The 23,501-nt window shown below is 63.6% G+C and carries 20 protein-coding genes and 2 tRNA genes; 9 read left to right on the forward strand and 13 right to left on the reverse strand.

Annotated elements, in window-relative coordinates:
- Window positions 1–46: 46 nt before the first annotated feature.
- Genes AC50X7_RS08565 through pknB form a run of 5 tightly spaced genes read left to right on the forward strand, consistent with a single transcriptional unit; the run spans window position 47 to window position 8,320 of the window.
- Window positions 47–1,750, forward strand: a complete 1,704-nt coding sequence (locus AC50X7_RS08565) for a PP2C family protein-serine/threonine phosphatase (RefSeq protein WP_494978804.1) — start codon at window positions 47–49, stop codon at window positions 1,748–1,750.
- A complete protein-coding gene (locus AC50X7_RS08570) occupies window positions 1,747–3,144 on the forward strand; it encodes an FtsW/RodA/SpoVE family cell cycle protein (protein WP_494978623.1) in 1,398 nt (465 codons plus the stop codon). Before AC50X7_RS08565 ends, AC50X7_RS08570 begins: the two co-directional genes overlap by 4 nt.
- Window positions 3,141–4,601, forward strand: coding sequence for a peptidoglycan D,D-transpeptidase FtsI family protein (locus tag AC50X7_RS08575; protein ID WP_494978624.1), 1,461 nt, complete (start codon window positions 3,141–3,143; stop codon window positions 4,599–4,601). Before AC50X7_RS08570 ends, AC50X7_RS08575 begins: the two co-directional genes overlap by 4 nt.
- Window positions 4,598–6,328, forward strand: coding sequence for a serine/threonine-protein kinase (locus AC50X7_RS08580; protein WP_494978625.1), 1,731 nt, complete (start codon window positions 4,598–4,600; stop codon window positions 6,326–6,328). The genes AC50X7_RS08575 and AC50X7_RS08580 overlap by 4 nt, the downstream gene beginning before the upstream one ends.
- A 15-nt stretch (window positions 6,329–6,343) precedes the next feature.
- Entirely contained in the window at window positions 6,344–8,320 is a 1,977-nt protein-coding gene (pknB, locus tag AC50X7_RS08585) for a Stk1 family PASTA domain-containing Ser/Thr kinase (RefSeq protein ID WP_494978626.1), read from the forward strand.
- A gap of 81 nt (window positions 8,321–8,401) precedes the next feature.
- On the opposite strand, the gene AC50X7_RS08590 is transcribed toward pknB, so the two are convergent.
- From AC50X7_RS08590 to AC50X7_RS08600, 3 genes are read right to left on the reverse strand one after another with little or no spacing between them, the layout of a single operon-like run.
- On the reverse strand, window positions 8,402–9,043 hold the full coding sequence (locus AC50X7_RS08590; protein WP_307097514.1) for an anthranilate synthase component II: 642 nt from the start codon (window positions 9,041–9,043) through the stop codon (window positions 8,402–8,404).
- Window positions 9,040–9,210: a hypothetical protein gene (locus tag AC50X7_RS08595; RefSeq protein ID WP_494978627.1), complete on the reverse strand. Its 171-nt coding sequence runs from the start codon at window positions 9,208–9,210 to the stop codon at window positions 9,040–9,042. The genes AC50X7_RS08590 and AC50X7_RS08595 overlap by 4 nt, the downstream gene beginning before the upstream one ends.
- 2 nt (window positions 9,211–9,212) lie before the next feature.
- Entirely contained in the window at window positions 9,213–10,001 is a 789-nt protein-coding gene (locus AC50X7_RS08600; RefSeq protein WP_494978628.1) for a class E sortase, read from the reverse strand.
- Window positions 10,002–10,174: 173 nt separating this feature from the next.
- Between AC50X7_RS08600 and AC50X7_RS08605 the strand changes: the two genes are divergently transcribed.
- Complete coding sequence (locus AC50X7_RS08605) at window positions 10,175–10,426, forward strand: cell division protein CrgA (protein ID WP_307097935.1); 252 nt, start codon at window positions 10,175–10,177, stop codon at window positions 10,424–10,426.
- Window positions 10,423–11,067 (forward strand): DNA-3-methyladenine glycosylase I, encoded by a 645-nt coding sequence (locus AC50X7_RS08610; RefSeq protein ID WP_494978805.1) that lies wholly within the window; start codon window positions 10,423–10,425, stop codon window positions 11,065–11,067. Before AC50X7_RS08605 ends, AC50X7_RS08610 begins: the two co-directional genes overlap by 4 nt.
- 178 nt (window positions 11,068–11,245) lie before the next feature.
- On the opposite strand, the gene AC50X7_RS08615 is transcribed toward AC50X7_RS08610, so the two are convergent.
- From AC50X7_RS08615 to AC50X7_RS08625, 3 genes are all read right to left on the reverse strand, one after another.
- Window positions 11,246–11,713, reverse strand: coding sequence for a carboxymuconolactone decarboxylase family protein (locus AC50X7_RS08615; protein ID WP_494978629.1), 468 nt, complete (start codon window positions 11,711–11,713; stop codon window positions 11,246–11,248).
- A 592-nt stretch (window positions 11,714–12,305) separates the two neighbouring features.
- A complete protein-coding gene (locus tag AC50X7_RS08620; protein ID WP_494978630.1) occupies window positions 12,306–13,184 on the reverse strand; it encodes a rhomboid family intramembrane serine protease in 879 nt (292 codons plus the stop codon).
- A gap of 9 nt (window positions 13,185–13,193) precedes the next feature.
- Window positions 13,194–13,739 carry a peptidylprolyl isomerase gene (locus AC50X7_RS08625; protein ID WP_104043860.1) on the reverse strand — a complete coding sequence of 182 codons (546 nt, stop codon included), beginning with the start codon at window positions 13,737–13,739 and terminating at the stop codon, window positions 13,194–13,196.
- A gap of 155 nt (window positions 13,740–13,894) precedes the next feature.
- Between AC50X7_RS08625 and AC50X7_RS08630 the strand changes: the two genes are divergently transcribed.
- A complete protein-coding gene (locus AC50X7_RS08630; protein WP_494978631.1) occupies window positions 13,895–14,764 on the forward strand; it encodes a hypothetical protein in 870 nt (289 codons plus the stop codon).
- Between the two features lie 107 nt (window positions 14,765–14,871).
- Window positions 14,872–15,747, forward strand: coding sequence for a glycosyltransferase family 2 protein (locus AC50X7_RS08635; protein WP_494978632.1), 876 nt, complete (start codon window positions 14,872–14,874; stop codon window positions 15,745–15,747).
- Between the two features lie 37 nt (window positions 15,748–15,784).
- On the opposite strand, the gene AC50X7_RS08640 is transcribed toward AC50X7_RS08635, so the two are convergent.
- The 7 genes from AC50X7_RS08640 to gyrB form a co-directional block, all read right to left on the reverse strand.
- Window positions 15,785–16,735, reverse strand: a complete 951-nt coding sequence (locus tag AC50X7_RS08640; RefSeq protein ID WP_494978633.1) for a DMT family transporter — start codon at window positions 16,733–16,735, stop codon at window positions 15,785–15,787.
- Window positions 16,736–16,813: 78 nt separating this feature from the next.
- Window positions 16,814–16,889: transfer RNA gene (locus AC50X7_RS08645), tRNA-Ala, on the reverse strand.
- 72 nt (window positions 16,890–16,961) lie between these two features.
- Window positions 16,962–17,078, reverse strand: coding sequence for a DLW-39 family protein (locus tag AC50X7_RS08650; protein WP_229748488.1), 117 nt, complete (start codon window positions 17,076–17,078; stop codon window positions 16,962–16,964).
- A 68-nt stretch (window positions 17,079–17,146) separates the two neighbouring features.
- A tRNA-Ile gene (locus AC50X7_RS08655) sits at window positions 17,147–17,220 on the reverse strand.
- A gap of 96 nt (window positions 17,221–17,316) precedes the next feature.
- Window positions 17,317–18,024 (reverse strand): DUF3566 domain-containing protein, encoded by a 708-nt coding sequence (locus AC50X7_RS08660; protein WP_494978634.1) that lies wholly within the window; start codon window positions 18,022–18,024, stop codon window positions 17,317–17,319.
- Window positions 18,017–20,695 (reverse strand): DNA gyrase subunit A, encoded by a 2,679-nt coding sequence (gene gyrA / locus AC50X7_RS08665; protein ID WP_307097528.1) that lies wholly within the window; start codon window positions 20,693–20,695, stop codon window positions 18,017–18,019. Before gyrA ends, AC50X7_RS08660 begins: the two co-directional genes overlap by 8 nt.
- Window positions 20,696–20,750: 55 nt before the next feature.
- Window positions 20,751–22,841, reverse strand: a complete 2,091-nt coding sequence (gene gyrB, locus AC50X7_RS08670) for a DNA topoisomerase (ATP-hydrolyzing) subunit B (protein ID WP_494978635.1) — start codon at window positions 22,839–22,841, stop codon at window positions 20,751–20,753.
- Window positions 22,842–23,501: the final 660 nt, after the last annotated feature.

A 23,501-nucleotide genomic window follows, 5' to 3' on the forward strand; every position in this document is an offset into this window, starting at 1 on the left:
GCAAACCCCCGCAACCGATTCCAAGCCGGCGCAGCGGCCCCTCATCATGCGCTTCGCGGCTAGGTCCGACGTCGGCAAAATCCGCTCCAAAAACGATGATTCCGCTTATGTGGGGCGCCATTTGGCCGTAGTAGCCGATGGCATGGGCGGGCACGCGGGCGGCGACGTCGCCTCGGCTGCCACCGTCCTGGACATGATCCACCTGGACCGCGGCGACTACACCGGGGACGCCGCCACCACCCTGGCTGACGAGATCCAGACCGCCAACTCCCTGCTGTCCGAGCTTGTGCACATCAACCCCAAATTGGCCGGCATGGGCACCACCGTCACGTCGCTCCTGCTCGCCGAGGGAAAGCTGCACTTTGCCCACATCGGTGATTCCCGGGCCTATCGTCTGCGGAACGGCGTATTTGAGCAGGTCAGCGTCGACCACACGTTCGTGCAAAGGCTTATCGATGAGGGGCGGCTCCGGCCCGAGGAAGCCGAAACGCATCCGCACAAGAACGTCCTGATGCGCGTCCTGGGTGACGTGGACGCCAGCCCTGAGCTGGACCTGGACACTTTGGACGTGGAACCGGGGGAACGCTGGCTCCTCTGCTCGGATGGCCTCAACTACGTCGCCGGGCACGCTGTTGAACGCACCGTGCGCGAAACCAAAGACCTCCGCGAGTGCGTGGAGACCCTCGTGGACCTCACCCTCGAGGCGGGCTCACCGGACAACGTCACCGTTGTGATGCTTGAAATCGTGGAAGAAACGCCCGACGACGTCAGTACAGCCGCCGTCGACGTCATTCCTTCCCTCGAAGTCACCAAGGCCGCTGCCGTGGCGCAGAACGCGGGCTCCCCCGCTGCCAAAGCACCGGATTCGGTGGACGGCGGAAAGCCTGCTGCCGGCGGTCCGGCGAGACCGCCCGCTGCCAACGCGTCAAACTCCGGCCCCGGCAAGGAACCGCCCGCATCGGAACAAGGCGACAACAGCGGCAACTCGGATTCCTCTGAAGCCGGAGCAACCGACCCGCACCTCGGCGAGCACCTCTCTGCCGAAGTCCTTCGTGACGAACTCGCGTCCCGGCCGCACGAACTCGTGGGAGCAGCCGCGTCAGCTGCGGAGTCGGGCTCCATTCCCACCATCGCCGGCCGCACCGTGGCCCGTCGCGCCGCCACCCTCCTCACCCACAAGGCTGAACCGCAAACCAGCGATGCGGATGACACCGCGGCACCTCCCAAACCACGGCGGTGGCTGACCTGGTCCATTGCCGCATCCGTGCTGGTGGTACTGACCATCGGGCTCTGGCTCGGATACGCCTGGACCCAGACCCGCTACTACGTCGGCGAGTTCGATTCCCGCGTGGCTATTTACAATGGTGTTTCCCAGCGTCTGGGTCCCATCCAGCTCTCCAGCCTCGAGACGGTCACGGCCATCCGGATGGATTCCCTTCCGCCGTTCTCGCAGCAACGGGTCCGCCAGACTGTACCTGCCCAGGACCTTTACGACGCCCAGCGCATCGTGAAGAACCTCGAACTGACGGGCACCACGTCACCTGAAGAAGAATGCGTGCCGCCGTCGGCCTCTCCTTCGGCCTCCGCCAGCCCCAGCGCGCGGGCCACTTCTTCGGGCACCGCAACTCCGGCACCCAAGGCCTCGGCCACTGCTTCGGGCACCGCAACCCCCGCCACCAGCGCCTCGACCACCCCGGCGAGCCCGTCCCCCACAGCCAGTCCCACAGTTACCTGCGAGGTGGGCCAATGAGCCAGCTCAGTACCACGCCCAAGCCACGCCGCAACGTGGAGCTTGCGTTGCTGCTTCTTGCCCTTGCAGTAGGCATCGGCGCCAACATGCTGGTGGGGGTGGACCAGGAAAAGGCCTTTGATTCCGACTTCTGGTTCCAGTCCAGCCTTCTCGCTGTCGCCGCCCTGGTATTCCACGGCGTGCTCCGCTTCCGCGCCAAATATGCTGATCCGGTAATACTTCCACTGGTGGTGGCTCTGAACGGAATTGGCTTGGCCATGATCCACCGGCTGGACCCGCCCGGAGGCGATACCGGCAACAACCAGCTCCGCTGGACCCTCATCGCCATGGCCGTGGCCATCGCCGTGATCTGGTTCCTTAAAGACCACCGCATTCTGCGCAGGTTTACCTTCATTTCGCTTGCGGCCAGCGCCCTGCTGCTGGTGCTGCCGCTGATTCCCGGCATCAGTGCGGGCGAAATCCTTGGCGCCCGGGTGTGGATCCGGCTCGGCCCCATGACGTTCCAGCCGGGTGAAGTCGCCAAAATCACCCTTGCCATATTCTTCGCCGGGTACCTATCTTCGAACCGGGACCTGATCCTGCTGGCCGGCCGGAAAATCGGGCCACTGCAGTTCCCCCGGTTCAAGGACATGGGCCCCATGATTACGGCCTGGCTGGTGAGCATCGGGGTGCTCATCTTCCAGCGTGACCTCGGCTCATCCGTGCTCTTCTTCGGCCTGTTCATTGTCATGATCTACGTTGCAACCAGCCGCATCAGTTGGGTAGTGATCGGCCTGGCCCTCATCCTTGGCGGCGGATTCGCGGCGTCGCGGGTCTTCTCGCACGTTGAACTGCGCATCGACGGTTGGCTCAACGCGTTCACCGAAGAGGTCTACGGCCGTGCCCCGGGTGGAAGCCACCAGATCGTTCAGGGACTTTTCGGCATGGCCAACGGCGGCCTCGTGGGAACAGGCCTGGGCCAGGGCCGTCCGGACCTGGTTCCATTCGCCAACAGCGACATGATTATTGCCTCCCTCGGCGAGGAACTTGGCCTGATCGGACTCTTTGCCATCGTCCTGATGTACCTGCTGCTCTTCACCCGCGGCTTCCGCGCGGCCCTGGGCACCCGGGATGCGTTCGGCAAGTTGCTCGCGTGCGGCCTCTCCTTCGCCGTCGCGCTGCAGTGCTTCGTCGTCATCGGCGGCGTCACCCGGCTCATTCCGTTGACGGGGCTCACCACACCGTTCCTGGCCGCCGGCGGTTCCTCCCTGCTGGCCAACTGGATCATCGTGGGCTTGCTCCTGATGATTTCCCATACCGCCCGCGGTCCGGTGGACACCACACCCCTGCCTGCCGCAAAGGGCGCGGAATCTGTGGGCATTGATACTCCAACCGAGGCGGTGAAGCACCTGTGAACCAGGCAATACGGCATTCATGGGTAGCAGCGATCGCGATGTTTGCCCTCATCTTCGGCGCCATCAGCTACGTCCAGGTGGTCGGCGCGGAGGAGCTCGAGGATAATCCCTGGAACCAGCGCGCCATCCTTCAGGACTACTGCAATGACCGCGGCGCCATCGTCGTGGCCGGAACGCCGGTGGCGGAGTCTGTGGAGAGCGGTTCGGAGACGTGTGCGTTCCAGCGGACCTACCCGCAGCCGGAGCTGTACGCCGGGATCACTGGGTACTTCTCCCAGAACTACGGCGCTACAGGCCTGGAACAGGCCATGCGGGAGCAGTTGGCAGGCGACGCGGATCAACTGTTCCTTGACCGGGTGGGCCAGCTTTTCCTGGGCAACCAGCCGAAGGGCGCATCGGTAGAACTCACCATCGATCCGGAGATCCAGCGGCTCGCCTACGATCTCATTCCGGATGGGCAGCGCGGCTCCATTGTGGTGACCAACCCGAAGACCGGTGCGATCCTGGCCATGGTGTCCAAGCCGTCCTACAACCCCAACCTCGTTGCCACCCAGAATCCCGCCGAAGAGTCGGCCAACATTAACGAACTCGTCAAGGTCCCGGGCATCAACCTGAACCCGAACGTCAGCGGTCCCACCGGCGAACTGCTCGCCCCGGGTTCGGTTTTCAAACTCGTGGACACCGCTGCTGCCCTTGCCTCCGGCAAGTACAACAAGGACAGCGAACTTCCGAATCCCGCCGAGATGCCCTTCCCCGGCATCCAGTACAAGCTTCCCAACTATGCAGGCGGCAACTGCTACACGCGCAACACGGCGGATTTCGCCTTCGCGCTGCAGCAGTCCTGCAACACCCCCTTCGCCAGCATCGCCCTGGACCTTGGACGCGATGCGATCGCCGAGCAGGCCAAGAAGTTCGGATTTGCCGAGGACATGGGAGACCAGCTGAAGCTCGGTTACGCCCGGGGCAATGGATTCCCGGACGATCTGGACGAGCCGGGACTGGCTCAGTCCGCCATCGGACAGCGGGACGTCCGGGCCACACCCCTGCAGGTTGCCATGATGACCGCGGCCATCGCGAACGACGGCGTGCAGATGAGGCCCAACCTCATCAAGGCCCTGCGTTCCCCTGATCTCCGAGTCATCGACGAACCGCAGCCTGAACAGCTGCGCACCTCCACCACCCCGGAGATCGCCAACCAGATCACGGAATGGATGACCAGCGCGGTCAGCGAGGGCATCGCCAACAGGGCAGCCGTTCCGGGCGTCGACGTGGCGGGCAAAACGGGGACTGCAGAGTTGGGCAATGGCGCGAACAACTCCTGGTTTACCGGCTTTGCCCCGGCAAACAACCCGCAGGTGGGTGTCACGATCGTCATGGAGGGCGTGGACATCAACACCGGCGCACAGCTTACGAGTCCGAACGCGAAGAGAATTTTTGAGGCGGTGTTGAATAAGTGAGGCCTACAACCGGAATCACCCTCGGCGGCAGATTCCAGCTGACCACGCGGATCGCGATTGGCGGCATGGGTGAAGTCTGGAAAGCCAAAGACCTCGTCCTCGGCCGCATCGTCGCCATCAAGGTGTTGAAAGAGGAGTACACGGGAGATCCCGGCTTCCTTCAGCGCTTCCGCGCAGAGGCCCGTCACACCGCCCTCCTCAACCACGTTGGCATTGCCAACGTATTTGACTACGGCGAGGAAGAGGGCTCGGCTTACCTGGTGATGGAACTGGTACCAGGCCAGCCGCTCAGCGCCATCATCGAACATGAGCAGGTGCTGTCCCCGGACCGCACCCTGTCCATCATCTCGCAGACTGCCCGTGCGCTCTCCGTTGCCCATGCCCAGGGACTGGTGCACCGCGACGTCAAGCCGGGAAACCTCCTGATCACCCCTGAAGGTCGCGTGAAAGTCACCGACTTTGGCATCGCCCGCCTTGCTGACCAGGTGCCCCTTACCCAGACCGGCCAGGTGATGGGCACGGCCCAGTACCTGGCACCTGAGCAAGCCACCGGCCAGACGGCCACGGGTTCTTCGGATATCTACTCGCTGGGCGTCATCGGCTACGAATGCCTTTCGGGGCATCGGCCGTTCTCCGGTGAGTCCCAAATCGCCATCGCCCTCGCCCAGGTCAACGATGCGCCGCCGCCACTGCCGGAATCACTTCCCACCCCGGTGCGCGCCCTCCTGATGTCCATGCTCGCCAAGGATCCCAAGAACCGGCCGGCCAATGCCATCAAGCTGGCAGAAGCAGCGGAAGCCATCCGGAACGGAGACGTCAGCGCGGCACGCGCTGCCGTCCCGGGAATGCTCCTGTTTGATGCTGACACGGGTCCCATCACAGCCCCCGTGGACACCGCAACCGCCCCCACCGGTGTGATCGGTGTGGAGCGGGACAGTTCGCCCACTGCCACGTCCGCGTTGCCGGTGTTAGGCGCTGGTGCTGCCGGTGCTGCAGCGGGAATGGCGGCCGGTGCAGGACCATCGCCTGCGGATGCTGATGAACCGCAGGGTACACTCGCCCGGGCCAACGCCCTCGCCGCCGAGCGGAAATGGGTCCCGGAAGAATCAACGTACGACGACGAGCCCGCCGATGAGCCCCGGCGCAAGGGCCGCAGCCCCTGGACTTGGCCCCTAATCGCCCTGGTTCTGCTGCTCCTGTTCGCGCTGGTCGGGTTCCTGGTGAACCAGCTCGGAGTCTTCTCCCCGTCCGGCAATCCCTCGTCCAGCGCTCCCGCGACCAGCGCCCCAGCCACCTCGGCGACCCCCACCCGGGCAACGCCGTCGGCCACACCCACCCAGTCCCCCACCGCACCCGAGCCCACCACCGCCCCGGTGCCGGAAACCGTCAACGTGATCCCGGCCGCCTTCTTGGGTGAGAACTTTGAGGTAGTTCGGACCGAGCTTTCCAATCTCGGGCTTGCAGTGACAGTGGAACCGGTCCAAACCAACACAGCTCCGCCAGGAACAGTGGTGCAGTTGAACCCCACTGGTTTGTTGCCTGTTGGATCTCCCATCACCGTGACCTATGCAGTGGCACCGCCCGCGCCCACCACATCCGCTCCGGCGCCGACAACGGCTCCGGCACCCACCACCTCCTCCGCGGCAGCAGCCCCAACTGCACAGCCGTCACTCCCGGATTGCGCCGAAGACGAGCTGCCGGGGCTGCCCCCGACCTGCCAGCCGTAATCGCCAGGACAGCCAATGAACGAGTCAGCGCGCACACCGTCGCACCGGGAGGACAACCTTCCGGTGGATAACCGGCGTGTCCTGAGCGAACGATACGAGCTGGGCGGCCTCATCGGCCGGGGCGGTATGGCGGACGTGCACCGGGGCCTGGACACCCGGCTGGGGCGGACAGTGGCCGTCAAGCTTTTGCGCCCGGACATGGCGCGTGATCCCCAGTTCCAGGCGCGCTTCAAGCGCGAAGCCCAGGCCGTGGCTGCGTTGAACCACCCGTCCATTGTGGCGATCTACGATACGGGCGAGCACCTCGTCCACGATGGTTCGGATGACAACGTCCGGGTGCCGTACATCGTGATGGAATTTGTTGAGGGCAAGACCATCCGGGACCTTATCCGGGCCAACGACGTCACCATCGCCCAAGCAATCGATTACTGCCTGGGCGTGCTCGCGGCCCTGGAGTACAGCCACAAGGCCGGCATCGTGCACCGGGACATCAAGCCGGCCAACGTGATGTATTGCGAAGGCACGGACTCGGTGAAGGTCATGGACTTTGGCATCGCCCGTGCCATTGCGGATTCCTCAGCCACTATGACCCAGACGCAGGCCGTGGTGGGGACTGCCCAGTACTTGTCCCCGGAGCAGGCACGCGGCGAAACAGTGGATGCACGCAGCGACCTCTACTCCGCCGCCTGCCTCCTCTACGAAATGCTGACCTCGCGGCCACCGTTCGTTGGTGACAGTCCGGTGTCCGTTGCTTACCAACACGTCCGTGAGATTCCGGCACCGGCCAGCAGCCTGAACCCGGAGATTTCGCCTGCGCTGGACACCGTACTGGCCAAGGCGCTGCAAAAGAACCGCGACGACAGGTTCCAGGATGCCGCCGCTTTTATGCGTGCCCTGCGGGCTGCCAGGGCAGGTATCCCTGTTCCCGCTGTCTCCGCCTCTGAAGCGCCCACCGATCCCAACGACCATGTCCCAACGCCTTCCACTGGCCCTGCCACTGAAGCGTTTGCGGTGACCGGTGCCAGCTTCCTCGACGACGCGCCCACCGGCCGGCTCGCTGCCACGAGTGCACTGGCGGACGACGGCGGCCGCATAGCTCCCGCCGCTTATGAACTTTCCACACGGGATGAGTTGCCCCTGGGCCTGCCTCCGGAACGCGAGCGGACTGCGCGGCAGAAGTCCCGCCGTCGCGCATGGATCAGCACCCTGGTGATCTTCACCGTCCTGGTCCTTGCCGGCGGCGGACTGTGGTTGTACAACATTGTGAACCGCCCGGCACCCCCGCCGCCCAAGATTGCGATTCCGGCGGTGGCCGCCATGACTGAGTCCGCGGCGCTGCAGGAACTCTACGGCGCGGACTTCGAGCCCCGGATAGTCCGTTCGCAACACGCTACAGTGCCCAAGGGCACCGCCATCGGCACGGATCCGGCCTCCGGTGTGGCCATGGACCCAGGATCCGAAGTGATCCTGAAGATCTCCGACGGACCCAGCGCCGTCAAGATTCCGGACACCCTCCCGGGCAAGACGGAAGCTGCGGCGCGGGACATGCTGCGGCAGATCGGGCTGGTGGGCGCACCCTCCACCACCACTGCCAACAGCGCCACGGTTCCGGCCGGCATCGTGATAACCACAAGCCCCGCCCCAGGGCAGAGCGTCGGCATAGGTACAAGCGTCGAACTGGTGGTGTCAACGGGCAAGGTGGCAGTACCGGAACTGCGCGGACTGACCCGGCAGGAAGCAGAAGCAGCCCTGAAGGAACTGGGCCTGGTACCTGCCGTCGCCGAGGCCGAGAACGCGCAGGTGGAACCAGGCAGGGTCACGGATCAGAGCGACGCCGTGAACTCCGCAGTGGAACAGGGAAAGACCGTCACCATCGTGGTGGCCAAAGCGCCGCCCCCGCCGCCCACCCCTAAACCAACCCCTAAACCAACTCCGACTGAGACGGAGCCGGACCCAGACCCGGATACGGAGAGGTCCGGCAGGAGGGGTTGACTCCGTACTGCCGCCTCGCATTAGCGGCCGGCTTCGGTAAGCGGCGCACTGGGCTTGTTCTGCTGGGCCCGTTCTGTCTGGTCAGTGCTGGATGAGCGGGCTCAGCTTGGCTGCCCGCGCAGCCGCGCCTTTCATACCCAGGGACTCCAGCCAGTTTCCCAGCATCTGGTAGCCGCCCTCGGTCAGCACGGATTCCGGGTGGAACTGCACGCCGCACAAAGGCGCCGTCCTGTGCTGGAGGCCCATCACCACTCCGGTGGCAGTTTCCGCTGTGACCTCCAGGACGTCAGGAAGGGTGTCCCGCACCGCAGCGAGCGAGTGATAGCGGGTGGCCGTGACGGGGGAGGGGAGACCCGAAAAAACGCTGGTTCCGATGTGCTCCACCAGGGAGGTCTTCCCGTGCATAAGTTCCGGTGCGTGGGTTACCTTGCCGCCGAACGCTTCGGCCAACGCCTGGTGCCCCAGGCAGACGCCGAACATGGGCACGCTGTTCTCGCCGCACCACCTGATGAGCTCGATGCAGACGCCGGCTTCGGCCGGGTTGCCCGGGCCCGGTGAGATCAGCACGCCGTCGCGCGTGCCGGCCAGTTCGATGGCTTCCGCGAGGGTGACGTCGTCGTTGCGGACCACTGTGGTCTCTGCGCCGAGCTCCTGGAGGTAGCCCACCAGGGTGTAGACAAAGCTGTCGTAGTTATCCACCACGAGGATCTTGGTTGTGGTCATGGCTGGCTTGCGGCACCAATCGTTGAGTCGGTGAATGCGGTGTACTCGGACATCCAGGGAAAAAGGAATTGCACCATCAATACCAGTGCCGCGGCGATGAGCACCAGCGACGCGACGATCCGCAACCACAAAGGCCCGGGCAGATGGCGGAAAATCCAGCCGTACACGCTCAGCCCCTTCCAACCGCTGCGGCCACCTGGGCTGCGATTTCAGCGGGTGGACCGGCGGACGCAGGGCGCCACGTGTCCAGCAGTGCATAGGCGATGATGCGTTCTTCCGCCCCGAAGCGGGGGTTGCAGCTGGTCATGGTGAGGAAGCTTTCCGTGGGGGTGACACCCGGAAGGGTGGGCACCGGTTCCAGGACGTCGGTCCGCGACGGCATCACAATCTGGTTGTTGCGGAAGACATACACGTAATAGCCGTCCTTGGTCTGGACGTAGATCTTGTCCCCGGGCACCAGGGTGTGGATGTTGTCCAGAACGGCGCCGTGAGTCTGGCGGTGCCCGGCAACAGCGAAGTTGCCCACCGCTCCGGGCATGGCCGTGTTGGCGTAGTGTCCCAATCCCAGCGTGTCCAGCACGTCGCCAGTGGTTCCCTGGACGATGGGCCGGGTGTAGCTTTCGCCGAACCGGGGAATGTACATGATGCCGATGGTGCCTGCATGGCCCGGTGCAGCCGAAACCACAGGGGGACCAAAATCCTGGGGAGCCGCCGGAGCTGCCGGTGCGTCAGGGGCGGCTGGAGCCGCGGCGCCGAGGTCCTGGGCGAACTCCTTGATGACTTCACTCTGCTTCGCGTCGGATTCGACATTGGTCCACCACAGCTGCCAAGCAACGAAGAGAAGAAGGATGATTCCGGCTGTTATGAGCAGCTCACCCACAACCTGGATGGTCCCGCGCAGAATTGCGACGCCGGCAGCCGGCGCAGCGGCGGGCCTCGCCTTCTCCTGCAGTACCACGGGTTCTCCTCCGGGCGGGTGCGATGGGCATTGGTGACCCATGACTACGGCTAGAATTGGCTGCTAGTAAGAATCCAGATTTGACCAAGATCGCGCAGACCGCTGGCAACATCCTTCTTGCAGGATATCAAGCCCGGAACGCCGAGCTTGCCTCAGCCCGCCAAGGAGAGCCCGTGCCCGAGTCAAAGCCTCGCAAGAAGACCGCCAGCACCCCCCAGCAGGCTACGTCGCAGTCCTACAAGCCCAACCCGGTCTGGTTCAAGCCGGTCATGTTCGGCCTGATGATCATCGGCCTCTTTTGGATCATCACGTTCTACATCAGCGAAGGCCGCCTCCCGGTCCAGGCATGGGAATCCTGGAACATCGTGGCCGGCTTCGGCATCGCGATTATCGGCTTCCTGATGACCACCCGGTGGCGCTCATAGTTCCTGACCGCGGCGCAGTCGTCAACGCTGCGGCTGCCGCCGGTGGCGCAGTGGTCGGCGAGGACGGCCTCGCCCGGCCGGCATGGGCGTCGGTGGACCCGCTCCTGCGCGACTACTACGACCAGGAGTGGGGCCTTCCTGTCACCGACGAACGGGGGCTCTACGAGCGCATCTGCCTGGAGGGATTCCAGGCAGGTCTGTCCTGGGCAACCATCCTTCGGAAGCGCCCGGCTTTCAGGGCTGCCTTTGCAGACTTCAACCCTGACACGGTAGCCCTTTTTACCGAGGCCGACATCGAACGGCTCCTGCAGGACCCCGGCATCGTCCGGAACCGGCTGAAGGTCCGCTCTGCCCTGACCAATGCACAGGCCACCCTCGCGCTGCGAAAGGAAGGCGGCCTGGTGGACTTCGTCTGGCAGTTCAAACCGGTTGATACGCCCCGCCCTGCGGCCCACTCCGACATCCCCACCCAGTCGGCGGAGTCGGTTGCCCTGTCCAAGGCACTCCGGAAGAAGGGGTTCTCGTTCGTCGGCCCCACCACCATGTTTGCCCTCATGGAAGCCATAGGCATGGTGGACACACACCTGCTGGACAGCCACCGCCGTGGTTCTTCGGGAATCTGGCCGGGGCCCCACCTCTAAGTAGTTTTCCCCAACTGTTGGGAAAGTCATCCACACTGTTGAAAACTTCGACGGGCAGATTGCAAGCAGGCTTCGTAAGCGCCCTGCAGGGCCAAACTGCTAATCACGCCGCCGATATGCAGTTATTAACAGTGTGGAAGACCTGTGGATAACGAGGCCCCGCTGTGAAAACCGTGCATCAGCCATCCCGCCGGACGGGATGGTGGCTGGTGATGGAAACCCGGTTGAACGCGTTCATGGTGATTGCCAGCCAACTGATGACCGAAAATTCCTCGTCCGTGAGGTGCTCGCGGGCGAACGCTTCCTCGTGAGCCTGTGAACGGTGGTCCGGCAACTCCGTGATGCTTTCAGCCAGGGCAAGGGCAGCCCGTTCCTTTTCGGTGAAAAGAGCCGTCTCGCGCCAGGCGGGGAGCACCGCCAGCCGCTGCCCGCTCTCGCCCGCCTTCAGCGCGTCCCTGACGTGCACGTCCAGGCAGTACGCGCAGCCGTTGAGCTGCGATATGCGGACGTGCAGGAGTTCTACAGTCTTCTCGTCCAACCCCGCCGCGTCGGCCGCCTCACGGACTCTGAGCCCCAGCCCGTTGAGTGCCCGCCACAGGGCAGGATGCTGCTTGTCAAGGAAGATGTGCTGCGGGGTAGCGCTCAAAGGATTCTCCTGGTCGGAAGGCTGGGCAGGCAGTGACAGTCAGCCTGGGGCAGGCCGGCTTGCCGGCAAGCTGGGCTGCCACCCAGCTTCAACTACCCCACCGCAGTTGTCCACTTACCAACACCGCGATACCCACAACTTATCCACAGCTGTGGAAACCTATGGGCACTGCCGGGAGGCGGTGGCTCTCCTCGCCCTGCTACGCAGGGAATTACGAAATTGCGGTTACATCGCTGTCACTTATTAACACTGTGCACAAAGTTGTTGAAAGAGGGGGACAGTCGCTCGTATATCGCCTGTATCAGGCTTTCTTTCACTGGTTCATCCACAAATCGCCCAGGTTGGTACGCTTTATCCACTTACGCACACCGGTATCCCCAAGAGTTATCCACAGATGTGGATTCCGGGAGGCACTGTAGCGGCGAGCTCCCGCCGCTCCGCGGGAAAGGTGCTTTTCCCGAATGAACTACAGTCGTGTAAGTTACCAACACTGTGGATAAGTCCTGTGGATAAGAAAAGGTCCCGACACCATCGGTGTCGGGACCTTCCCAAGAGGACGCTTGCCCTGGCCATAGGGCTGAAGGTTTATGGGCTACATGGAAATTTTGGCCCAGCTCGCGGCGGCCAGCAGCACCAGGACCGCCACCAGGCCTGCTGCCTGAACAAGACCCTGCCGCGGCCCACGGGGAGTGTAGGCGAGAACTGCCGCGCAGAGGGCACCTGTTACCAGACCGCCCAGGTGCGCCTGCCATGCGATCTGCGGGATCAGGAATCCAATCACGCCGTTGATCGCAATCAGAACCCAAAGTTGGCGGGTATCCCCGCCGCGATGGCGCTGCACCAGCAGCATGGCGCCGAAAAGGCCAAAGATGGCACCTGACGCACCTACAACCCCTACCAACCCCTGTCCCGGCACCAGGACGGGATTCAGGAGCAGGTATCCAACGGAGCCGCCTACTGCAGAAATGAGGTACAACGCCAGGAAGCGGGCACGGCCCAGGAGTGGCTCAAGGGCCTGGCCAAAGATCCACAGGGTGTACATGTTCAGGGCAATGTGCAGGACCGAGTCCGGCGAATGCAGGAAAGCTGCGGTGAGCATCCGCCACGGTTCAAACGCCCCATATTCAGGGGTAGCGAACACATTGTTGTAGGCGAACTGTTCATAGACCACTTGGCCCGGAATGAGCCACTGCAGCGCGTACATCAGCGCACAAACGGCGATGATTCCGTACGTCATCAGCGGTTTGCCCGACGCTACGGCGCCGCCGTAGACCGTCCGGACCTCCGGCGTCGTGCGCCTTGTTTCATTGACGCAGTCAACGCACTGGAATCCGACGGCGGCCGCCCGCTGGCAGTCCGGGCACGCGGGGCGCCCGCACCGCTGGCAGCGCACATAGGATGGCCGGTCCGGATGCCGCGGGCATACCGGAACCTGCGCGGACGGCTCAGCCGACGGAATTCCGTAACTCATGCGTCGAAATTACAGCTGTTCGATATCGATGCTGTTGATGGTGACGTCCTCCACCGGGCGGTCGCCCATGCCGGTGCGGACGCCCTCGATGGCATCGACTACCTTCTTGGATTCCTCGTCAGCCACTTCACCAAAGATGCTGTGCTTGCCCTGCAGCCAGTCAGTGGGAATGGTGGTGATGAAGAACTGGGAACCGTTGGTGCCCTTGCCCATCCGAATGCCGGCGTTGGCCATGGCCAGCTTGTAGGGCTGGTTGAAACTGAGTTCGGGGTGGATCTCGTCGTCGAACTGGTAGCCCGGGCCACCCACGCCGCGGCCCAGCGGATCGCCGGCCTGGATCATGAAGTCCTTGATGATGCGGTGGAAGATGGTGCCGTTGTACAGTGGCGTGCCCGTCTTCTCCTCGCCCGACTCCGGGTGGGTCCACGCCTGCTCGCCGGTGGCGAGGCCAACGAAGTTCTTGACCGTCTTGGGCGCATGGTTGCCGAAGAGGTTAACGACGATGTCGCCGAGGCTGGTGTGAATGGTTGCTTTTGCGGTTGCGATTGCAGTCATAGGGCTCATTCTTTCACGGCGGTCCGGGGTGGGGACGGCTGTGGCAACAGTTCCGCGCTGGGTGAAATCCGCCTGAAATCCGCAGAGCGAATAGCCGGTGAACATCAAGCCACGTAGGCTAACCACAGACCGTCACATTAAATCGGGAGGTAGTTGTGAAGAAATCGGATCGTATTGCCCGTGAGCTTGAGCTGTCAGTCACCAGCGCCGTAGAGAACGCCAGGGATTGGGCGGGCCCCCGTGTGGAAGCAGCGGTTGACCGCCTGCAGCACAGCCTGGATGCGGCATCTCCCAAGATCCAGGAAAGCCTGAAGACTGCCGCGCACAGGGCTGCGGACGGCGTCGCTGTGGTGACACCGCGCATCCAGGATGGCCTTGCGCAGCTCGCTCCCCGGATCAATGACGCCGTGGAGGGCGCTTCGCCGCGCCTGCATGAGGCCCTGGACCGGGCAACACCGGTCATCCTTAATGCGCGGGACCGCGTTGTGGTCGAGTACCTTCCCCGGCTGTCGGACCAGATCGGTGTCGCGTCAGGCGTGGTGCACCGGACGTTGGAGAACACGCCGGCACACGTTGACGCCGTAGCCCAGAAGCTTGGGGACGTCGGGATCATCCACGCCCTTCAGGAGCAGGCCCTGGCCACCGGCACGCAGCTCAAAGCGGCCGCAACCCAGGCCGGCCGCACGGCTACAGTCCAGCTCGCTGAGCCGGAGACGCCGAAGAAGCGCGGCTGGCTGGTCTTCGGTGTTATCGCCGCAGCAGTTGCCGCCGGCGTGGCGGCCTGGAAAGCGTCCAAGCCCGTGGAGGACCCGTGGAAGACGCCGTCACCCGTCACCGGCACCGGCGCGCCTGCACCGGTTCCGGCCACCACAGTGAACGAGGTTCCCGAAGCGACCACCGGATCCGCCTCCAAGGTGGCAGAGGCTGCCAAGGACACGGCCGGAGACGGCACCGACAAGGCCAAGCACGTAGCCGAGGACGTCCCCAGCAGCGCTGGCCCGGACAAAGGCACCGTCCAGTCCTAGCAGTCCACGTTTCTGGTGAGGGGTCCCGCCTTTTAGGCGGGGCCCCTCATTCGTCTCCGCATTGCGCCCTCCCGGCTGGACATCTGATCGGTGCTAGATTTGGACTGATGCCAGCCGACCAATCCTCTGGGGATGCCTTGAACGACGCAGCAGAACTGCCCCGCGTATCAATAGTTATCCCGGCATATAACGAGGAGAGCGTGATCCGGCAGTGCCTCATAGCTGCTATCTACCAGTCTGTTCCCGCGCACGAGATCATCGTGGTGGATAACCTGTCAAAGGACCGGACCGCGGACATTGTCCGGCAGATGCAGCTCGAGTATCCGGAAAGCCCCATCATCCTGCTCAGCCAGGACAGGGAACAGGGCCTCATTCCCACCCGGAACTTCGGCCTGGACAACGCCACCGGGGACATTCTGGGCCGGATCGACGCGGACTCCGTAGTGGAGCCGGACTGGGTGGAGCAGGTGCAGCGGGCATTCCTGGACCATTCAGTCCAGGCAGCCACCGGCCCTGTGGTCTACTACGACATGCCCATGCGCCGCTTCGGCCTTAAGGCCGATGACAAGATGCGCCAGCTCATGCTGAAGCTCGCCAAACACCAGTACCACTTCCTGTTCGGCTCCAACATGGCCCTGCGTTCATCTGCCTGGCAAATCATCCGGTCAGAGACCTGCCGTGACGAGAAGGACGAGATGCATGAGGACATCGACCTTTCCCTGCACCTGGCGGACCACGACCTGAAGATCAACTACTGTCCGCAGATGGTTTCCGGCATGTCCGCACGCCGGCTGGAGGACTCACCGCGGGACTACCGCTACTACGTCACCCGGTTTGACCGGACCTACAAGGCCCACAACGTCAAGAAGATGGCCCTCAAGGCGCCCATGGTGGTGTTTTTCTCGGTGTACTTCCCGGCGAAACTCCTGCGCGCCATCCACACGGTCAACACAGCGCAGCCCGTCCGCCGCGGCGGACAGTAGGGGCGTTTTTGCCAGGGCTTCATCAGCCGGCGAAGGGTCAGTCCGTCCCCAGTTCCGCCAGGGGACGCTCCGGCGGTCCATCAGCGTCGCCTGTACCTTTGTCCCGTACCCGCCACGCTGCCCTTCCGGGCTTCTGCCCGAGGACGACGACGGCGAGTCCCACCAGGATGAGCGCCAGCCCGGCGTACGTGCCGGCAGGAAGCACCTCGTCCAGGAACAGGGCTGCGAGCAGAGCCGCGCCGGGGATCTCCAGAAGGATGATCATCGATACCAGGAGCGGACTCATGGTGGCCAGCAGATGGTTGAAGGCAGTGTGCCCAATAAGCTGTGCGCAGACGGTGATGGCTGCGATGCCAAGCCAACCGGCGGCTTCAAACCCCACCAGCGGCTGGCCGCCAAGCAGGGCCAGAACGGCCACCAGCGCGGCACACATCCCGTAGCACAGCGTGGTGTAGGTTCCCGTGGTCATGCTTTGGCGGGCCTTGCCGCCTGCCAGCGTGTAGAGTCCGGCCAAGGCCCCGCCGGCCACCGCCAGCAGGTCTCCCGTCAGTGCTTCAGGAGAAGATCCCATGTCGAAGCCCGTGATGGCCACGACGCCGCCAAACGCGATGCCCAGCCCGGCCAGCACCTGCCAGCGGTGCCTGGTGCCCCGGAAAAGCTGGAAGACCGCGATCCATGCGGACTGGAGGCAGACCAGGGCTGTGGCTGCGGCAACGGACGTCAGCTGCAGGGACGTGATGAAGCAGGCAAAGTGCAGGGCCAGTGCGACGGCGGCCAGCACGGACCAGCGGAACTCCGCCTTCGTGACCCTCCCGAACTGGGCCGGCTCCCGAACGAGGGTGGGGGTGGCCATGACGGCGGCACCGATGGCATTCCGCCAGAATGCTATGGCCAGCGCACTGACACTGGTAGCTCCAAGCGTGGCAGCTATCAGGGGGCCGGAGGAGGCAACGCCTAATACGCCCAGGGCCGCGAAAAACAAGTTCACTGTCCAACCCTAGTGTGGGCTGCTGCGGGGCAAAACAAAAGTCCCGGCCAGCGTTGGACGCTAACCGGGACTTTCTTATGGTGGAGGCACGGGGACTCGAACCCCGAACCCCCTGCTTGCAAAGCAGGTGCGCTACCAATTGCGCCATGCCCCCATAAGAAGCAACCCGTCCATCATACCCTAGAACCACGGGGCTTCTGACCAGCCCGGGGACCAGGTGTCCGGCCTAGTCAACCGTATCGGTCGACTTGCTCCAGACTGTTTTCCGGGCTTCGGATTCCTGTGCCTTGCGGTAGACCAGGACGCCTGCGATTGCAGCTGCCAGTACCAGCAACTTCTTCACATGCTCCCCATTCCGGTCCGGCCGCAGTGATGCGAACCAAACCTCCACTTGAACCTGCACAGGTTCCGTGGGCGTACCAGGACTTGAACCTGGGACCTCTTCGTTATCAGCGAAGCGCTCTAACCGCCTGAGCTATACGCCCCGATACCTCATCGGGCCGAGACATGACTTTACAGCACATCCCGGCCCGATCTCAAATCGGGCGTCTCCACCGGCGATTAGCCGGTGAAAACACGACCTAATCGTCCGTGAGGGTAACGCCGATGCCGCCCACCAAGGTGGCAGCGATGTTGTAGAGCACGGCAGAGAGCATGGAGAGCGCGGTCAGCAGGACAACGTTCACCACGGCGATGATGGTGGCGAAGGAAGCCACCTGGCCCAGTGAAGCAACTTTCTTCAGCTCGAAGCCGCCGCCCTCGGAGCCAGCAAGCGTACCCAGCAGGCTGTCCACCTGGTCAAAGATCCCCGTGAGGTCCAGGACCGTCCACAGAACGATTGCGGCCACCACGGTAACGATTCCCAGCGCAACCGACAGCAGGAACGCCATCTTCAGCACGGACCAGGGATCCACCTTGCTGACCAGCAGCCGCGCGCGCCGAACCTTGGCCTTCGGCGCCGGCTTCACCAGTCCGGGCGTCCCCTGCGCAGGACGCTGGCCCTGTGCGGGGCTTCCCTGCGCCGGCCGCTGGCCGGGCTGGCCCTGCACCGGCCGCTGACCCTGTGCCGGAATTCCCGTGGCCGTGCGCGGGGCTGGTTGGCCCGACGCCGGACGGTCGCTTTGGACAGGCCGCTGGCCGGGAGCCGAGGGGCGCTGGCCCGGAGCAGCTGCCGGCGCTGCCGGCCGCTGCTGGGGACGAACAGGAGCGTTCACGCGGGGCGCAGCCGAGGGCCGGCTTCCCTCGGGAACAGAAGTGTTCGGCTTGGGAAATGAGTCCGGATTACTCACTCGTTACCTCCGTGTTGTCTTCGTTCGGCTCAGCGTCGCCCGAGGCGTCCTCTGACTCTACGGCCGGTGATTCTTCTGCCACTGCTGACTCTGCGGCTTCCTCCGGGGAACCGCCATCTTCAGCCAACGTTACGTCATCCTCAAGCGATTCCTCGCCCTCGAGTCCGCGTTCGCTGTTGCGTGCCACTTCGATGATCCGGTCGTTTTTGTCCGGCTTGGCGAAGATGACGCCCATGGTGTCGCGACCCTTGGCGGGGACACCAGCCACGGAGGAACGGACAACCTTGCCGCCCTCCATGACCACCAGCACTTCATCTTCTTCCTGGACGATCAGCGCCCCCACCAGGTCACCGCGTCCTTCTGCCAGCTTGGCAACCTTGATGCCCAGGCCGCCGCGGCCTTGGAGCCGGTATTCGTCCACCGCAGTGCGTTTGGCGTAACCACCCTCGGTCACGATGAATACGTACGAACCGTCAGTCACCACGTTGGCAGCCAGGAGTTCGTCCTCCTCGCGGAACTTCATGCCAGTAACACCGGAGGTGGCCCGGCCCATTGGGCGCAGGGCATCCTCTGTAGCGGTGAAGCGGATGGACTGGCCCTTGCGGGACACCAGCAGGAGGTCATCGGTTTCAGATACCAGCTGTGCGGAAACCAGTTCGTCGCCGTCGCGGAGGTTGATGGCGATCACGCCCGCGGAGCGGTTGGTGTCGTAGTCCTCCAGCCGAGTCTTCTTAACCAGGCCCCGCTTGGTGGCGAGAACCAGGTACGGCGCCTGCTGGTAGTCCTTCAGATCCAGGACCTGGGCAATGTGTTCGTCCGGCTGGAACGCCATGAGGTTGGCCACGTGCTGGCCCTTGGCGTCACGGCCCGCTTCCATCAGCTCGTAGGCCTTGGCGCGGTAAACCCGCCCGAGGTTGGTGAAGAACAGCAGCCAGTGGTGGGTGGTGGTGACAAAGAAGTGTTCCACCACGTCGTCGCCGCGGAGCTGGGCGCCCTTGATGCCCTTGCCGCCGCGCTGCTGGGACCGGTAGTTGTCGCTCCGGGTGCGCTTGACGTAGCCGCCGCGGGTGATGGTGACCACCATCTCCTCTTCGGGGATCAGGTCCTCCATGGACATGTCCCCGTCGTAACCCATGAGGATCTTGGTGCGCCGGTCATCGCCGTGCTTCGCCACGATTTCACCGAGCTCGTTGCTGATGATTTCGCGCTGGCGCTGCTCCGAGGCAAGGATCTCGTTGTACTCGGCGATGAGGGCTTCAAGCTCTGAATGCCGGTCCTGGATTTTCTGGCGCTCCAAAGCCGCCAGGCGGCGCAGCTGCATGTCCAGGATGGCCCGGGCCTGCAGTTCGTCGATGTCCAGCAGTTCCATCAGGCCGTCGCGTGCTGCCTCGGTGGTGTTGGAAGCACGGATGAGGGCAATGACTTCGTCCAGCATGTCCAATGCCTTGAGGAGTGCCCGCAGGATGTGGGCTTCTTCCTCGGCCTTGCGCAGCCGGTACCGGGTGCGCCGGGCGATGACGTCCATCTGGTGGGTCACCCAGTGCCGGATGAAGGCGTCGAGGCTCAGCGTCCTCGGGACTCCGTCCACGATGGCCAGCATGTTGGCGGAGAAGTTGCTCTGCAGTTCGGTGTGCTTGTAAAGGTTGTTCAGCACTACCTTCGGCACAGCATCGCGCTTCAGGACGATGACCAGGCGCTGGCCCGTGCGGCCGGAAGTTTCATCGCGCAGGTCGGCGATGCCCTGGATCTTCCCGTCCTTCACCAGTTCGGCGATCTTGATGGCCAGGTTGTCCGGATTCGCCTGGTACGGCAGTTCCGTGACCACGAGGCAGGTACGTCCCTGCAGTTCCTCCACGTTCACCACGGCCCGCATGGTGACGGAGCCGCGGCCGGTCCGGTAGGCATCCTCGATGCCCTTGTGGCCCAGAATGGTGGCGCCGGTGGGGAAATCGGGGCCCTTGACCCGCAGCAGGAGCTCTTCCAGCAGTTCCTCGCGGCTGGCTCCCGGGTTGGCCAGGTACCACTGCACACCGTCCGCTACCTCGCGGAGGTTGTGCGGCGGAATGTTGGTGGCCATGCCGACGGCGATGCCCGAGGATCCGTTGACCAGCAGGTTGGGGAACCGGGCCGGCAGGATGGTGGGTTCCTGGTTCTTGCCGTCGTAGTTGTCCTGGAAATCGACTGTTTCCTCGTCGATGTCCCGAACCATTTCCATGGCCAGCGGCGCCATCTTCGTCTCGGTGTAACGGGGTGCAGCAGCACCATCGTTGCCCGGGGAGCCGAAGTTGCCCTGGCCGAGGGCCAGCGGGTAGCGCATGGTCCAGTCCTGGATCAGGCGGACCAGAGCGTCGTAGATCGCGGTGTCGCCATGGGGGTGGTACTGGCCCATGACTTCGCCCACCACACGGGCGCACTTGTTGAAGGACCGCTCCGGACGGTACCCGCCGTCGAACATGGCGTACAGCACGCGGCGGTGGACCGGCTTAAGGCCGTCCCGGACGTCAGGGAGGGCGCGGCCCACAATAACGGCCATGGCGTAGTCCAGGTAGGACCGCTGCATTTCCGTCTGCAGGTCCACCTGCTCCACGCGATCCACCAGCACGTCGCCTTCAAGAACGGTGTCCGGGTTTCCGGCCTCGGGGACCGGATTCCCGGGTGTTTCGTCGCTCATTTTCTATTTCCGTTTCAGGTATATGTCAGTTCTGGAATATGCGAAGGGAGTGCGCTCAGATATCCAGGAACCTGACGTCCTTGGCGTTCTGCTGGATGAAGTTGCGGCGTGATTCCACGTCCTCGCCCATCAGGACGGAGAAAATCTGGTCCGCGGCGAGGGCGTCATCCATGGTGACCTGCAGCAGCGTGCGGTGGTCCGGATCCATGGTGGTGTCCCACAGTTCCGTGTAGTCCATTTCACCGAGACCCTTGTAACGCTGGATGCCGTTGTCCTTGGGGATGCGGCGCCCGGCTGCCTGGCCGGCAACCAGCTTCGCGTCGCGCTCCCTGTCGCTGTAGACGTAGTCGTGGGCGGCATTGGACCACTTGATGCGGTACAGCGGCGGCTGGGCGAGGTAGACGTAGCCGTTCTCGATCAACGGACGCATGTAGCGGAACAGCAGTGTCATCAGGAGGGTGGTGATGTGCTGGCCGTCCACATCGGCGTCTGCCATCAGCACGATCTTGTGGTACCGCAGCTTCGCGAGGTCAAAGTCCTCACCAATACCGGTTCCGAACGCCGTGATCATGGACTGGACCTCTGCGTTCCCCAGTGCCTTGTCCAGGCGGGCACGCTCCACGTTAAGGATTTTGCCGCGCAGCGGAAGGATGGCCTGCGTCTCGGGGTTCCGGCCGCGCTTGGCGGAGCCACCTGCCGAGTCACCCTCCACGATGTAGACCTCGCACTTCTCCGGGTCCTTGGAGGAGCAGTCGGACAGCTTGCCCGGCATGCCGAAGGATTCCAGCGGGCTCTTGCGGCGCGCGTTGTCCCGTGCCTTGCGGGCCGCCATACGCGCCTGGGCAGCGGAAATCGCCTTGCGGATCACGTCCCTTGCGGGGCCGGGGTTGCGTTCCAGCCAGTCACCGAGCCCGTCAGTGACAACGCGCTGCACGAAGCCCTTGACCTCGGAGTTGCCCAGCTTGGTTTTGGTCTGGCCCTCGAACTGGGGCTCAGCAAGCTTGACGGAAATGACGGCGGTGAGGCCCTCACGGATATCGTCACCGGTGAGGTTGTCGTCCTTTTCCTTGATAATTCCCTTTTCGCGCGCGTAGCGGTTGATCAGGGAGGTCATGGCAGCGCGGAAACCCTCTTCGTGCGTACCGCCCTCATGGGTGTTGATGGTGTTGGCGTAGGTGTGGACGCTTTCGGAGTACGCGTTGGTCCACTGCATCGCCATTTCCAGGGCAATCCGGCGTTCTTTGTCCTCGGTCTCGAAGGCAATGACGTCCTCGTGGACAACTTCCACCTTCTTGCCGGAGTTCAGGTGCTTGACGTAGTCCAGCAGGCCTTCGTTGTACTGGTAAACCACCGTGCGGTGCTCCGCGCTGACTTCGCCCTCGGTGACTACACCGTCGAGGTCCAGGTCGGCGTCCGCTTCGCTGTCGCTGGCCGAGGTGCGTTCGTCGGTCAGGGTGATGCGCAATCCCTTGTTGAGGAATGCCATCTGCTGGAAGCGCGCGCGCAACGTCTCGAAATCGAACTCGGTGCTCTCGAAGATCTCGGCGTCCGGGTAAAAGGTCTGGGTGGTTCCGGTGCGGTCGGTTTCCTCACCCTTGACCAGGCTGCCCTGCGGCTTGCCGCCGTCGGCAAAGGACATCCGCCAGACGTGGCCCTGACGGCGGACCTCGGTGTCCACTCTGCTGGAGAGGGCATTAACAACGGAGATACCCACGCCGTGCAGGCCACCGGATACGGCATAGCCGCCGCCGCCGAACTTGCCGCCGGCGTGCAGGATGGTCATAACTACTTCGACGGTGGGTTTGTGCTCGGTGGGGTGCATGTCAACGGGAATACCGCGGCCGTCGTCCACAACCTTCACGCCGCCGTCGGCCTGAAGCACTACCTCGATGTGTGTGCAGTAGCCGGCCAGGGCTTCATCCACAGAATTGTCCACCACTTCGTATACCAAGTGATGGAGTCCGCGGGGTCCGGTGGAACCGATGTACATGCCCGGACGCTTCCGCACTGCCTCCAGGCCTTCAAGGACAGTGATGTCGCTGGCGCCGTACTCGCGTGGAGTGGCAGCTTCCGCAGGGGTGTCGGGCGTGCGGGCATCCTCGACTGCGGGTTCAACTGCCAGGATGTCTGTATTGTCGTTAGCCACAGGCGCTGTCGACTCCTCTGTTCTCGATGATGGCCGACCGATTCTTTCCCCGGTTCCACCAGGACTGTCATCTGCCGGCAGGCACAAACTTATAGCGCCGGTTATTAGCTGATGGCGGAACCCGTTGCCCGCGTGCTGGAAGCCTGCGGAAAACGGACTCAGTCAACGTTTCACCCGCGCCCAGTTATCTACAACGATTCTACCGCGGGACGGGCAGTATCTCCGCATTCCAAGGGTGTGGGTGGCGGCTAATGTGCCTGTTGCAAGCCGTAGATCCCGCCTTGGGCGCCCCAACGGTCCCGCCTCTGGGTGCCTATACACCCTCCTGCTCCTGCACGGCCCTGTACGCCCTTAGCTGCCGGTTCGGAATCGCGTGCACAGGAACGTGAGCACTGCACCGTCCGTATCAGCGTTGGAGAACGGGCATCGCTCTGAGTTATGTCGAATAACGCGCATTACGAAGCGAATTTCGTCAAGCAAAAAGCGAAGCTCAGCGCCTTTACGAAACAAAGCGAAAGAAGTCGTTGTCTAAAACGCTAGAAACCGCCGGAGTTCCGGTGTTTACTGATCAAGAGTTGTCGAACCGAAACTTCTTATGGCTTGATGCCGTCGGGTACGAAGGTCAATAACTCTCAACCTTGTGCCCAACTGGCGTTTGTC

The sequence above is a fragment of the Pseudarthrobacter sp. Hb11 genome, from assembly GCF_059383655.1.

What these genes read in the sequence shown, in the direction of transcription:
- AC50X7_RS08635 (WP_494978632.1), top strand. Translation starts at nt 14,872, where the DNA reads ATGCCAGCCGACCAATCCTCTGGGGATGCCTTGAACGACGCAGCAGAA.
- AC50X7_RS08625 (WP_104043860.1), bottom strand. Translation starts at nt 13,739, where the DNA reads ATGACTGCAATCGCAACCGCAAAAGCAACCATTCACACCAGCCTCGGC.
- AC50X7_RS08570 (WP_494978623.1), top strand. Translation starts at nt 1,747, where the DNA reads ATGAGCCAGCTCAGTACCACGCCCAAGCCACGCCGCAACGTGGAGCTT.
- AC50X7_RS08620 (WP_494978630.1), bottom strand. Translation starts at nt 13,184, where the DNA reads ATGAGTTACGGAATTCCGTCGGCTGAGCCGTCCGCGCAGGTTCCGGTA.
- AC50X7_RS08590 (WP_307097514.1), bottom strand. Translation starts at nt 9,043, where the DNA reads ATGACCACAACCAAGATCCTCGTGGTGGATAACTACGACAGCTTTGTC.
- AC50X7_RS08565 (WP_494978804.1), top strand. Translation starts at nt 47, where the DNA reads ATGCGCTTCGCGGCTAGGTCCGACGTCGGCAAAATCCGCTCCAAAAAC.
- gyrA (WP_307097528.1), bottom strand. Translation starts at nt 20,695, where the DNA reads ATGAGCGACGAAACACCCGGGAATCCGGTCCCCGAGGCCGGAAACCCG.
- pknB (WP_494978626.1), top strand. Translation starts at nt 6,344, where the DNA reads ATGAACGAGTCAGCGCGCACACCGTCGCACCGGGAGGACAACCTTCCG.